The following is a 12,831-nucleotide window of genomic DNA, read 5'->3' as shown; positions in this document are numbered from 1 at the left end:
ATCAGCCTCCGGGCGTGGGCGAGGGCGTCGGCCCGGCGCTCACCCGCAGCACGATCGCGGTGCCCCGAGCGACGCGGGAGCCCGCCGGGGGGTTCGTCCCGGCGACGGACCCCGCGGGTCGATCGGAGGGCACGCGGGCCGGATCGACGGTGACGGTGAAGCCGAGCTGACGCAGGCGCTCGGCCGCGGCGGCCGGGTTCTGACCCATGAGCTCGGGGACCGCCTCCTGCGGGACGTCGACGAGCGAGCGCTCGGGGGAGGGGAACGCGGTGCCGCCGTACTTCGCGTCGGCGACCCGCATGATCCTCGGCCAGATCTGATGACGGACCTGCCCGGCGTTCACGCCGTTCAGGCGCAGCCCCCGCATCGAGGTCTTGCCGACGACGTTGCCGACCCAGGTCGCCGTCGCGACCTCGGTGCTGGCGCCGACCATCCAGGTGTGCACCGCGTTGTCGGTGGTGCCGGTCTTGCCGATGTGCGGGATGCCGGTCCCGGTGGCCGAGGCGCGGCCGGTCCCGCCGGTCATGACCTGCTGCAGCGCGAAGTCGGCGGTGGCCGCGACCTTCTCGGACAGGCCCTGCGTGCACTCCGAAGTCGGCGGGGCGATGTCGGCGCCGGAGCGGTCGACGATCCGGTCGATGGCCACCGGCGTGCAGACGGTGCCCTTGTTCGCGAAGCCCGCGAACGCGGTCGCCATGGTCAGTGGAGCGATCTCGTTGGTGCCGAGGATCGTCGGGGCGAACTTCTGCAGCTCCGTGCCGTCGGCGCGGTGCACGCCCATCGCGAGCGCGGTGTTGCGGATGCCGCAGAGGTCGAGCTGCTCGGCCATCGCCGCGAAGCCCGTGTTGATCGAGCCCTTCGTGGCGTCCACGACCGAGTACACGCCTCCGTCGCCGCCCTCGTCGTTCTTGGGGTCCCACGACTCGCCGTAGTAGATCCCGTCGGGCTCGCAGCTGTCGCGGAAGTTCGTGTACGCCCGGCGCACGCCGTTCACGCTCTCGCCCAGCGAGCGCCCCTCCTGCAGCCACTCGGCGAGCGTGAACACCTTGTAGGTCGACCCGACCTGGAAGCCCGAGGATCCGCCGTAGCCGAAGTCGGTGCTGTAGTTGACGCTCGTGTAGTTGGCGCCCGCGACGTCCGGGTCGTTGGAGTAGTCCTTGTTCTGCGTCATCGCCAGGATCCTGCCGGTGCCGACCTCGACCGAGACGCTGGAGCTGCCGATGTCGACGGACGCCATCGACTTGGGCACCCAGGCGTCCGTCGCCGAGACCGCGGCCTGCTGGAGCTCCGTGTCGAGGGTCGTCCAGATCTGGTAGCCGCCGCGCTTGAAGGTCGCGTCGCGCTCGTCCTGGCTCGCTCCGAAGGCGTCGTCGTTCTTGATCACCCAGGTGACGTAATCGCAGAAGAACGCGGCGATGCCGGCGGTCTGGCAGCCGGTGCTGGGCTCGGTGATGGACGGGGCCACCGGCGTCGCGGCCGCCTCGGCGATCTGCTCCGGCGTCGCCTTCGACTCCTTGTTCATCTGCGTGAGGATGTAGTTGCGCCGGTTGAGCGTCTCGGGGTAGCCCGCGGCGGCGGGATTGGCGGGGTCGGTCGGCCGGTCGAAGCGGAACTTCTCGGGGTTGTTGACGATCGCGACGAGCGCCGCGGACTGCGCGAGGGTCAGGTCGCGCGCGCTGACGCCGAAGTAGTAGTTCGCGGCGGCCTCGATGCCGTAGACCGTTCCTCCGAACAGCGCGATGTTGAGGTACCCGAGCAGGATGTCGTTCTTGGGGTACTGCTTCTCGAGGCCGATGGCCAGCCGCATCTCGGCGACCTTGCGCTCCGGGGTCGTCTCGGTCGCCTCCCGGTAGGCGGCGTCGCGCTCGATCGGGTCCGAGAGGGCCTCCGCCTTCTGCACGAGCACGTTCTTCACGTACTGCTGGGTGATGGAGGAGCCGCCCTGCACCCGCCCGCCGACGGCGGTCGTCGCGGCGGCGCGCACGGTGCCGAGCAGGTCGATGCCGCCGTGCTCGTAGAAGCGCGGGTCCTCGGAGGCGACGACCGCGTCCTTCACGAACGGCGAGATGTCGTCCCAGCCGACCTCGACCCGGTTCTGCGCGTAGAAGGACGCGAGCAGGACGTCCTGGCCGGCGGCGTCCTTCGCGTAGATGTTGCTCTTCTCAGCGAGGGTGCCGATCTCGAGGTACCCGGGGAGGTTGTCGAACATCTGCACGCCGTTGTTCGCGGCCATGCCGCCGAGCGCGATCGCCGGGGTGATCGACGCGGCCACCAGGACCCCCGCGATGACGCTCATCGCCACCACTCCGATCAGGCCGCCCACGGCGCCTCCGATCGACTTGACGACCCTGGTCCCGCCTGCCCCCGACATAGAATCAGCGTAGTCGCCGCGACCGCACCGGACGCGGCCGACGTCCGCCCGCACCGCCTCGCGGCGGCGCGCCCTTCACTCGAGGAGAGCCATGTCCGTTCCGCGCTGGGAGTACGTCACCACCCCGCTGATGATCCACAACACCACGGCGATCCTGAACACCTGGGGCTCCGAGGGCTGGGAGCTGGTGCAGATCGTGACCGGTCCCGAGGGCGGGCTCGTCGCCTACCTCAAGCGCCCCGTCGTCGAGGCCGGCGCGTGAGCGGGCCCTCCGTCGCGGAGCGCCTCGCCGAGCTCGGGATCGAGCTGCCCGCCGTCGCCGCCCCCGCCGGCGCGTACGTCCCCGCGGTGGTGCACGAGCATCTCGTCTTCACCGCCGGGCAGATCCCCTTCGTCGACGGCGCTCTGCCCGCGACCGGCAAGGTCGGCTCGGGAGACGGTCTCGTCGATCCCGAGGAGGCGAAGGCGCTCGCCCGCGTCTGCGCGCTCAACGCCCTCGCCGCGGTCGCCGACGCGATCGGCTCGCTCGACCGCGTCACGCGCATCGTCAAGCTCACCGGCTTCGTCGCCTCCGCCTCCGGGTTCACCGGCCAGCCCGGAGTGATCAACGGCGCGTCAGAGCTGCTCGGGGACGTCTTCGGCGAGGCCGGCCGCCACGCGCGCTCGGCCGTCGGAGTCGCGGAGCTGCCGCTCGGCGCTCCCGTCGAGGTCGAGCTGGTCGTCGCCTTCGCCTGATCCCGGCGGCGGGGCCCGGAAGGACCCGGGCCCCGCCGTCAGTCCGCGGCGACCGCGGACGAGATGACGTTCATGACCTGCGTGTCCGCGAGCGTCGTCGTGTCGCCCACGGCACGTCCCTCCGCGACGTCGCGCAGCAGTCGGCGCATGATCTTGCCCGAGCGCGTCTTGGGGAGCTCCTGCACGATCAGGATCCGCTTCGGCCGGGCGATCGCCCCGATGTGCTCGGCGACGTGCGCCTTGAGCGTCGCGACCAGCTCGTCGTGACCGCCCGCCAGGGTCTCGGCCTGGCTGGCCTTCGCGATGACGAACGCGACGACGGCCTGGCCGGTGGCCTCGTCGGCCGCGCCCACGACCGCCGCCTCGGCGACCACCGGGTGCGAGACGAGGGCCGACTCGATCTCGGCCGTCGAGAGCCGGTGACCGGAGACGTTCATCACGTCGTCCACGCGGCCCAGCAGCCAGAGATCGCCGTCGCGGTCCACTCGCGCGCCGTCGCCGGCGAAGTAGCGGTCGCCGAACTTCGACCAGTAGGTCTCGACGTAGCGCTCCGGATCGCCCCAGATGCCGCGGAGCATCGCGGGCCAGGGCTCCGTGATCACGAGCAGGCCGCCGGAGTCCTGACCGACGGAGCGCCCGGCCTCGTCGACGACGTCGATCGAGATCCCGGGGAGCGGCACCTGCGCGGAGCCCGGCTTCAGCGTCGTCACCCCGGGCAGCGGGGAAACCATCATCGCGCCGGTCTCGGTCTGCCACCACGTGTCCACGATCGGCGTGCGCCCGCCTCCGATGACGTCGCGGTACCAGACCCACGCCTCCGGATTGATCGGCTCGCCGACCGACCCGAGCAGCCGCAGGCTCGAGAGGTCGAAGCGATGGGGGATCTGCCGACCCAGCTTCATGAACGAGCGGATGGCGGTGGGCGCCGCGTACAGGATCGTCACCCCGTACTTCTCGACGATCTCCCACCAGCGGCCCGTGTGGGGCGTGTCGGGAGTGCCCTCGTACATCACCTGGGTCGCTCCGTTGGCGAGCGGGCCGTAGACGACGTAGCTGTGGCCGGTGATCCAGCCGACGTCCGCGGTCGACCAGTAGACGTCGGTCTCGGGATGCAGGTCGAACACCGCGCGGTGCGTGTAGGCGACCTGGGTGAGGTAGCCGCCGCTGGTGTGCAGGATCCCCTTGGGCTTACCGGTGGTTCCGCTCGTGTAGAGGATGAAGAGGGGCTGCTCGGCGGGGAACGCGCGCGCCGTGTGGTCGGCGTCGACCGCGACGATCTCCTCGTGCCACCAGAGGTCGCGACCCTCCCGCCAGTCGACGGAGTTGCCGCCGCGCTGCACGACGAGCACGTGCTCGACTGTGGAGGGCGAGTCCTCGCCGCCGATCGCGAGCGCCGCGTCGACCGCGGGCTTGAGCGGGAAGACCGAGCCCTTGCGCCAGCCGCCGTCGGCGGTGATGACCAGCTTCGCCTCGGCGTCGTCGATCCGCGCGCGGAGGCTCTCGGCGCTGAAGCCGCCGAAGACGACCGAGTGGACGGCTCCGATGCGGGCGACGGCGAGCATGGCGATCACCGCCTCCGGGACCATCGGGAGGTAGATCGCGACGCGGTCGCCCGCGTGGACGCCGAGGCTCGTGAGGAGGTTGGCGGCGCGCTTCACCTCGGCGGTGAGCTGCGCGTAGGTGAGGGTGCGCGTGTCGCCGGGCTCGCCCTCCCAGTGGATCGCGACGCGGTCGCCGTGGCCGGCGAGCACGTGCCGGTCGAGGCAGTTGTAGGCGACGTTGAGCTCGCCGTCGTCGAACCACTTCGCGAAGGGCGCCTCGCTCCAATCGAGGGTGCGCGTGAAGGGACGGTGCCAGTGCAGCAGCTCGCGGCTGCGGTCGGCCCAGAAGCCGAGGCGGTCGGCGGCGGCCTCGTCGTAGAGGTGCGCGGTCGCGACGGCCTGCGCGGCGAAGTCGGCGGGGGGCGGGAACCGGCGCGTCTCGTGGAGGAGGTTGTCGATGGTCTCGGAGGCCGGGGCTGCGAGTTCGTCCGGGGGAGTGGTCATCTGCGATTCGCTCCTTCGCGAGTGCACCGGCACGGCCGCTGCCGGCCGATCTCGCTCCACCGTAGCGCGCAGCGGAGACCGCGGCGGCGACTCCGATCCACGCGGCACTCGTCGGTTATCGCTGAGAGGCGCTCGAATGCGGGATCCGAGCTTGGTGATCAGGGCGTCGTGCCGTACTGTTGCATACGGCCGAATGAACTTCGGTCTCAGCGGCGCAAGTGATTCCCCCAATCCCGCGCCGCCGAGGCGGCACCTGTTCCCCCCAATGGGTGCCGCCCCTTCTCTTAACGCCCCGTGCAGCAGCTGCACTGCGAGGCGGGATCGCCGCTGGAGCGCTGAGCTCGCGGAACCGCGATCGCACGAGGCCGGCGTCGCGGGGCGCTCGGTCGTCCTCCCCAGCCTCGTCCGACCGGCGTGCCTCCACCGATCCGGGCCGGCCCGATCGTCCGAGCCGATCCCCGCTCTACCGTGCCGAGATGATCGCCGATTTCGTCCCGCTCGTCCCCGCTGCGTACCGGAGCGAGGCCCCGCCCGCGCCGGCGCCGCCTGCTCCGCCGCCCGTCGTCCGCCCCGGTGCCGCCGCCCTCGGGCTGCTCGCCCCCTTCGCCGCGGATCCCGCCGTGACGGACCTCTTCGTCAACGGCGGCGCCGGTCTCTGGGTCGACCGCGGGAGCGGCGCCGTGCGGGAGCCCGAGTGGACGTTCGACGCGGCGGCGGTGCGCCGCCTGGCCGTGTCCCTCGTCGCGGCGGGAGGTCGGCACGTCGACGAGGCGAGCCCCTGCGTCGATGTGCGGCTCCGGCACGGTGTCCGCGTGCACGTCGTGCTCCCGCCCGTGGCGACGGCCGGAGCGCTCATCTCGGTGCGCGTGCCGCAGTCCGCGGCCTGGAGCCTCGACGACCTGTGCTCGGCGGGGATGGTGGACGAGGGGCAGGACTCGCTGCTGCGCCGCGCGGTGGCCTCGCGGTGGAACCTGCTCGTCTCGGGGGCGGGAGGGTCCGGCAAGACCACACTGCTCCAGGCGCTGCTGGGCTGCGCACCCCGCACGAGCGCATCGTCGCGATCGAGGACGTGGGGGAGCTCCGACCCGCGCATCCGCACGTCGTCTCGCTCGAGTCCCGCCAGCCGAACCTCGAAGGGGCGGGGGGCGTGGGCCTGGACCGGCTGGTCCGCGAGGCGCTGCGCATGCGCCCCGACCGCCTGGTGCTCGGCGAGTGCCGCGGAGCGGAGCTCCGAGAGCTGCTCTCGGCGCTGAACACCGGTCACGACGGCGGAGCCGGCACGATCCACGCCAACTCCCTCGCCGACGTGCCGGCGCGGCTGGAGGCGCTCGGCGCCCTCGCGGGGCTCGGACCGGAGGCGGTCGCCCGGCAGGCGGTGAGCGCTCTGGATCTCGTGCTGCATCTCGAGCGGGGCGACGGGCGGCGGCGGCTGTCGTCCTGGGGGTGCTTCGCGCTGGATGCGGAGGGGCGCCTGAGGATCGACGAGGGAGTGCTGCCCGCGCGCGCCCGGTCCCGGCGGTGAGGCGCTCGGCGGACGGCCTGGACGAGGTCGCCGCGGTCGTGCACCGGCTCTCGGTGCTGCTGGCCGCAGGGGTGGCGCCGGCGTCCGCTCTCGGGCACCTCGCCTCGGCGGGGGAGGCGGGAGCGGCCGGGGCCGCTCGTCGCAGGAGGCTGCTCCGCGCGGTCGCGCTCGAGGCGGCGCGGGGCGGGGACGTGACGGAGGCGCTCCTGCGGGGCGTGCCCGCCTCCCGTCGCTCGGGCGAGCGGCGCCGCTCCCGGCGCGACGACGGCGAGGAGGCCGCGTGGGCGGCGCTCGCCGCGTCGTGGCGGGTGGCCGCCGACTCCGGAGCACCGGTCGCGGCGGCTCTGGCCGAACTGGCCGAGTCGATGCGCGAGTCGGGTCGGGCCCGTCGCGACATCGACGTGGCGCTGGCCGGTCCCGCGGCCACCGGCCGGGTCGTCGGGGTGCTCCCGCTCGTGGGCCTCGGCTTCGGCTCCGTGCTCGGCTTCGACGTGGTCGGCGTGCTCCTGGGCACGGCTCCGGGGCTGGTCTGCCTGGGAGCCGGGGCGGGCCTGATGGTCCTCGCGCAGCTCTGGACGCGCAGGCTCGTCCGCGGGGCCGATCCCGGCGGCGCGGCTCCGGGGCTCGCGCTGGACCTGCTCGCGGTCGCCCTCGCAGGCGGCGGCGCGATCGACCGGGCGCGAGCGCAGGTGCTCGCGGCGCTCGCCGAGTGCGGTCTCGCGTCCGACGCCCGGGCTCTCGAGGGGGCCGACGCGATCCTCGCGCTCTCCAGCGGTGCGGGGGTGCCGGCGGGTCGTCTGCTGCGCAGCGAGGCGACGCTCGTGCGCCTGCGCACGGCGGGTCTCGCCCGCGAGCGGGCGGCGCGGCTCGGAGTGATGCTGATGCTGCCGTTGGGGGTCTGCGTGCTGCCCGCGTTCCTCCTCCTGGGCGTGGCTCCGATGATCGTGTCGGTGCTGCTGTCGACCTTCGCGGCCACGTCGTGACGGCGCTCCTCCCCAACCGCGGTCCGGGCGACCTCTGCACGGATCGCGACGGGCTCGTCCGCGGTGCCGGAGCGGCTCCGCGATGCTCGTCCCGGGGCACGGCACAGGGGGCGGGACGGAGCAGCGGAGATGAACGGGTTCGACGGACGAGGCCTGCGGGGCGGCGCGACGGCGGGGTGGAGCGGCTGGGGAGCGCGACTGGCCGACGAGGAGGGATCGGCGACCGCGGAGTACGCGATCGCGACGATGGCCGCGGTCGGCTTCGCGGGGCTGCTGGTCGTGATCCTCAAGGGCGACGAGGTCAGGGGCATCCTGACCGACCTGGTCACCCGCGCTCTGACGTCGGGCGGGTGAGCGGCTGGACGCGGCGCCTCGTGCGGTGCGCCGCGCAGGAGGAGGGGTCCGCGAGCGCGGAGCTCGCCGTCGTCCTGCCCGCGGTGGTCGTGGTGCTCGCGCTCTGCCTGGGCTCGGTCGCCGCATCCGCCCAGTACGTGCGGCTGGTGGACGCGGCGGCCGACAGCGCCCGGTCCTCGGCCCGGGGCGACGACCCGGCCCCTCCGGTGGGTCGCGTCGATCCGCAGGCCGAGGTGGGGGTCTCGACGGAGGGCGGTCTGGTCTGCGTCGAGGTGGCGGCCCGGCTCCGGCCCTGCCCGTTCTCGAGGTGCCGGTCGCGATCCGCTCGTGCGCTCTCGGGAGCGGAGGGTGACCGGTCGCTGGGGAGGCCCGGTGCGGGTGCGCGCAGGGGAGGACGGCTCGGCCGCCACGGCGGCGATCGGAGTGGTGGCGGGCGCGATCCTCGTGACCGCGGCGGTCCTCGCCGGGTGCGGCGGTCTGGTCGGGCATCAGCGCGCGGTCGCGGCGGCCGACGGCGCGGCGCTCGCCGCGGCCGACGTCGCGTCGGGACTCCTGCCGGGGGAGCCGTGCGGCGCGGCCGACCGGGTGGCCCGGGCGGGTGCGGCGCGGATCTCGGAGTGCGCGGTGGACGAAGGAGTCGCGACCGTCGAGGTCGTGGTGTCCGTCGGGCCGGTCGTGCTGCCGGCGCGCTCCCGGGCAGGGCCGCCGCCGTGACGCGGCGGCCCCGGCGGCGGATCAGTCGGAGCTGAGCCGCTGGTACCGGTAGGCGGCGGCGGTCGGCAGGGAGCCGGCGCCCTCGTCGTGCTCGAGGAACCCGGCGAGCAGGTAGATCCAGCGGGAGCCGTTCCGGCCGGTGGGGATCTCGAGGCGAGCGGCCGGGGCCTGCTCGTCGCCGTACGGCCGTCGGAGGGTCTTGCCTTCGAGCGGTCCGTCGGTGAGCTTCGCGGTGTACGCGGAGAGGGCGGGAGAAAAAGGAGTCAGCGTCGTTGCCATGCACCACATCATGCGCCGATCCGGGCGCCGCGTCACCAGGAGAGGGCCTTCCGGTCGGGCGGCGTTCGGCGCGCTCAGGGTTCGCTCTCAGCCTCATCCGGCCCCCGACCGGGCCTCCGTCCCCGGACTCGGTGTGTATGGTGTGCCTGTCGGGCGCCTGCAGCCCACGTGAACGGATGACCGTTCCCCGTGCGGTCGCCGCGCACCGCCTCCCCCTGGACGGGGACCCGTCGGACACCCTGTTCGTCCGACCCGACAGCATCAACCGAGGAGAACTGTGTCCGGCACGAAGAAGCTGGTGATCGTCGAGTCGCCGGCGAAGGCCAAGACCATCGCCCAGTACCTGGGCGACGGGTACGAGGTGCTCGCCTCCGTCGGCCACATCCGCGACCTCATCGAGCCCAAGAACCTCCCGCCCGAGCTCAAGAAGGGCCCGCTGGGCAAGTTCTCGGTCGACGTCGACAACGGCTTCGAGCCCTACTACGTCGTGTCGGACCAGAAGAAGAAGACCGTCGCCGATCTCAAGCGCGCGCTGAAGAACGCCGACGAGCTCTTCCTCGCTACGGATGAGGACCGCGAGGGCGAGGCCATCGCGTGGCACCTCCTCGAGGAGCTCAAGCCCAAGGTCCCCGTGCACCGCATGGTCTTCCACGAGATCACCAAGGACGCGATCCAGAAGGCCAGCCAGAACACCCGCGACATCGACACCTCCCTCGTCGACGCGCAGGAGACCCGCCGGATCCTCGACCGCCTCTACGGCTACGAGATCTCGCCCGTGCTCTGGCGCAAGGTCGGACCCGGGCTCTCGGCCGGACGCGTGCAGTCCGCCGCCACCCGCCTCGTCGTCGACCGCGAGCGCGAGCGTCTCGCCTTCGTCTCGGCCAGCTACTGGGACCTGGCGACGGTGCTCGCTCCCGAGGCCGACGCCTCGGCGGGCTTCGACGCCCGACTGGCGCGCCTGGACGGCAAGCGCATCGGAAGCGGCCGCGACTTCGACGACCGCGGAGAGCTCAAGAGCGACGTCACCGTGCTCGACGAGACCAGCGCCACCGCCCTGGCCACGGCGCTGCGCGATCCGGCGACGCTCGTGCGCGTCACGAACCTCGAGTCCAAGCCCTACTCGCGCCGGCCCGCCGCTCCGTTCACCACGTCGACGCTCCAGCAGGAGGCGGCGCGCAAGCTCCGCTTCTCGGCTCGCCAGACCATGAGCGTGGCGCAGTCGCTGTACGAGAACGGCTTCATCACCTACATGAGGACCGACTCGCCCAACCTGTCGCAGCAGGCGATCACCGCGGCGCGCTCGCAGGCGACCGCGCTCTACGGCGCCGAGACCGTGCCCGACAAGCCGCGCCTCTACTCCGGCAAGAACAAGAACGCGCAGGAGGCGCACGAGGCGATCCGGCCCGCCGGCGAGACCTTCCGCACCCCCGACCAGCTCGCGGGCACCCTCCGCGGCAACGACCACCGCCTCTACGACCTGATCTGGAAGCGCACCGTCGCCTCGCAGATGGCCGACGCCAAGGGCTCGACCGCCACCGTCACTCTCGAGGCCAACCCGGCCGGCGACACGGCCCGCAGCGCGGAGTTCACCGCGTCCGGCACGGTCATCACCTTCCGCGGCTTCCTGCTCGCCTACGAGGAGGGCCGCGACGAGGAGCGCCACGGCGCCCGCGACGAGAAGGACGCCAAGCTGCCCGTGCTCGAGGTCGGCCAGTCCCTAGTGGTCGCCGAGGTCGAGGCGAAGGGCCACGAGACCTCGCCGCCCCCGCGCTACACGGAGGCGAGCCTCGTCGAGTCGCTCGAAGAGCTGGGGATCGAGCGCCCCTCGACGTACGCGTCGATCATCTCGACCATCGTCGACCGCGGCTACGTCACTCCGCGCGGCACGGCCCTCGTGCCGAACTGGATCGCGTTCTCGGTGGTCCGCCTGCTCGAGGACTTCTTCTCGGACCTCGTCGAGTACGACTTCACCGCCGAGATGGAGGGCGACCTCGACCGCATCGCCGGCGGCGAGGAGGACCGGGTCGACTGGCTGAACCGCTTCTACTTCGGCGGCGGTGCGCACCCCGGACTCCGCAACGTCGTCGACAACCTCGGCGAGATCGACGCGAAGAGCATCAACTCCATCCGCATCACCGATGACATCACGCTGCGGATCGGCAAGTACGGCCCGTACCTCGAGGTCGCCGAGGAGGAGGGGCAGGAGACGCCGCGCCGGGTCAACCTGCCGCTCGAGCTCGCCCCCGACGAGCTGACGCCGGCCAAGGCGCAGGAGCTCATCGACGCCCCGGTCCAGACCGACCGGGTGCTCGGCAGCAACCCCGACAGCGGCAAGACCGTCGTCGTGAAGGACGGGCGCTTCGGCCCGTACGTCACCGAGGTCGACCCCGAGCCCGAGACGACCGCGGACCCGGCGACGGGCGAGGTCGTCGAGCCCGCGCCGGCCAAGCGGGGAGCGAAGAAGCCCGCGGTCGTGAAGCCGCGCACCTCCTCCCTCTTCAAGTCGATGGACGTCGCGTCGATCGACCTGGCGACCGCGCTCCGGCTGCTCGACCTCCCGCGCACAGTGGGCGAGGACCCCGAGACGGGCGAGCCGATCACGGCTCAGAACGGCCGCTACGGCCCCTACCTCAAGAAGGGCACCGACAGCCGGTCGCTCACGAGCGAGGACCAGATCTTCGAGGTCGATCTGCCGACCGCGCTGGAGGTGTTCGCGCAGCCCAAGTACGGAGCGAAGCGGGCGTCGAGCGCTCTGAAGGAATTCGAGGCGGACCCGGTCAGCGGCAAGCCGATCCGGATCCGCGACGGCCGCTTCGGCGCCTACGTCACCGACGGCGAGACGAACGTCACGATCCCCAAGGGCCAGACGATCGAGGAGATCGACTTCGAGCAGGCCGTGCAGATGCTCGCCGACAAGCGCGCCAAGGGACCGGTCAAGAAGGCCCCGGCGAAGCGCGCTCCGGCCAAGAAGCCGGCGGCGAAGACGACCGCGGCGAAGACCACTGCGGCGAAGACGACGGCTGCCACGAAGACGGCTGCGAAGACGACGGCTGCCAAGACGACCGCCGCGAAGACCACTGCGGCCAAGTCCACCACCGCGCGCAAGCCGGCCGCGAAGAAGCCCGCGGCCGCGTCGGAGGCGACGGGCGCGACGGAGTGACCGGGCTGTTCGTCACCCTCGAGGGCGGGGACGGCGCCGGCAAGACCACGCAGGCCCGGCTGCTCGAGGAGTGGCTGGTCTCGCGGGGCGAGACCGTCGTGCGCACGCGCGAGCCGGGCGGCACCGAGGTGGGGGTGCAGATCCGCGAGATCGTCCTGCACCATCGCGGCGAGATCGACCCGCGCGCCGAGGCCCTGCTCTACGCGGCCGACCGCGCCCAGCACATCGGCACCCTGGTGCGACCGGCCATCGAGCGCGGCGAGGTGGTGGTCCAGGACCGCTACATCGACTCCTCCGTCGCCTACCAGGGCGCCGGGCGCGTGCTCGACGCGGGCGAGGTGAGACGCCTCTCGGAGTGGGCGACGCACGACTTCCGCCCCGATCTGACCGTGCTGCTCGATCTCGATCCAGCGGCGGCCCGTTCGCGGCTCGACGCCGCTCGCACCAGGTTCGACCGGCTCGAGGCGGAGAAGGCCGAGTTCCACGAGCGCGTGCGGAGCGGCTTCCTCGCGATCGCTGACTCCGACCCCGAGCGCTTCCTCGTGCTCGACGCGACCCTGCCCGTCGAAGAGCTCGCGGCAGCGGTGCGCTCCCGCGTCGAGGAGCTCCTCGAGCGCCGGCGCTCCGAGGGCGGCGGCCCTGTCGGTGCTCGCGGGTAGCGTGGTCCC

Annotated in this window: 10 protein-coding genes and 2 pseudogenes; 9 read left to right on the top strand and 3 right to left on the bottom strand. The window is 72.7% G+C overall.

Features of this window, described 5'->3' with window-relative positions; all coding sequences use genetic code 11:
- Position 1: 1 nt before the first annotated feature.
- Positions 2–2,371, bottom strand: coding sequence for a penicillin-binding protein (locus tag AC0CID_RS07570; RefSeq protein WP_465226315.1), 2,370 nt, complete (start codon positions 2,369–2,371; stop codon positions 2–4).
- A 91-nt stretch (positions 2,372–2,462) separates the two neighbouring features.
- Between AC0CID_RS07570 and AC0CID_RS07565 the strand changes: the two genes are divergently transcribed.
- Together AC0CID_RS07565 and AC0CID_RS07560 are read left to right on the top strand one after the other, a co-directional pair.
- Positions 2,463–2,633 carry a DUF4177 domain-containing protein gene (locus tag AC0CID_RS07565; RefSeq protein ID WP_194609517.1) on the top strand — a complete coding sequence of 57 codons (171 nt, stop codon included), beginning with the start codon at positions 2,463–2,465 and terminating at the stop codon, positions 2,631–2,633.
- Positions 2,630–3,106 (top strand): RidA family protein, encoded by a 477-nt coding sequence (locus AC0CID_RS07560; RefSeq protein WP_207406829.1) that lies wholly within the window; start codon positions 2,630–2,632, stop codon positions 3,104–3,106. Before AC0CID_RS07565 ends, AC0CID_RS07560 begins: the two co-directional genes overlap by 4 nt.
- A 38-nt stretch (positions 3,107–3,144) precedes the next feature.
- Here AC0CID_RS07560 and acs read toward each other — a convergent pair whose 3' ends face one another.
- Positions 3,145–5,151, bottom strand: a complete 2,007-nt coding sequence (gene acs / locus AC0CID_RS07555) for an acetate--CoA ligase (RefSeq protein ID WP_465226314.1) — start codon at positions 5,149–5,151, stop codon at positions 3,145–3,147.
- A 476-nt stretch (positions 5,152–5,627) separates the two neighbouring features.
- On the opposite strand from acs, the pseudogene AC0CID_RS07550 reads away from it, so the two are divergent.
- From AC0CID_RS07550 to AC0CID_RS07530, 5 genes and pseudogenes are all read left to right on the top strand, one after another.
- A pseudogene (locus tag AC0CID_RS07550) lies at positions 5,628–6,673 on the top strand (TadA family conjugal transfer-associated ATPase).
- Entirely contained in the window at positions 6,670–7,656 is a 987-nt protein-coding gene (locus AC0CID_RS07545) for a type II secretion system F family protein (RefSeq protein ID WP_207406836.1), read from the top strand. Before AC0CID_RS07550 ends, AC0CID_RS07545 begins: the two are co-directional and overlap by 4 nt.
- Before the next feature lie 129 nt (positions 7,657–7,785).
- Positions 7,786–8,010 carry a DUF4244 domain-containing protein gene (locus AC0CID_RS07540; RefSeq protein WP_465226313.1) on the top strand — a complete coding sequence of 75 codons (225 nt, stop codon included), beginning with the start codon at positions 7,786–7,788 and terminating at the stop codon, positions 8,008–8,010.
- Positions 8,007–8,288 (top strand): annotated as a pseudogene (locus tag AC0CID_RS07535) (TadE family type IV pilus minor pilin); the annotation flags it as partial. The gene AC0CID_RS07540 and the pseudogene AC0CID_RS07535, both read left to right, overlap by 4 nt.
- A 70-nt stretch (positions 8,289–8,358) precedes the next feature.
- Entirely contained in the window at positions 8,359–8,724 is a 366-nt protein-coding gene (locus AC0CID_RS07530; RefSeq protein WP_465228144.1) for an Rv3654c family TadE-like protein, read from the top strand.
- A 21-nt stretch (positions 8,725–8,745) separates the two neighbouring features.
- On the opposite strand, the gene AC0CID_RS07525 is transcribed toward AC0CID_RS07530, so the two are convergent.
- Positions 8,746–9,003 carry a hypothetical protein gene (locus AC0CID_RS07525; protein ID WP_465226312.1) on the bottom strand — a complete coding sequence of 86 codons (258 nt, stop codon included), beginning with the start codon at positions 9,001–9,003 and terminating at the stop codon, positions 8,746–8,748.
- 277 nt (positions 9,004–9,280) lie between these two features.
- Here AC0CID_RS07525 and topA point away from each other — a divergent pair, with 277 nt between their 5' ends.
- Complete coding sequence (gene topA / locus AC0CID_RS07520; protein ID WP_465226311.1) at positions 9,281–12,163, top strand: type I DNA topoisomerase; 2,883 nt, start codon at positions 9,281–9,283, stop codon at positions 12,161–12,163.
- The gene (gene tmk, locus AC0CID_RS07515; protein WP_465226310.1) at positions 12,160–12,822 is read left to right on the top strand and encodes a dTMP kinase; all 663 of its coding nucleotides are present in this window, start codon (positions 12,160–12,162) and stop codon (positions 12,820–12,822) included. The genes topA and tmk overlap by 4 nt, the downstream gene beginning before the upstream one ends.
- The last annotated feature ends 9 nt before the right edge of the window (positions 12,823–12,831 follow it).

Source organism: Rathayibacter sp. AC451 (assembly GCF_979253095.1).
Note: the sequence above shows the minus strand (reverse complement) of the source record. Positions and strands in the feature narration are given on the sequence as shown.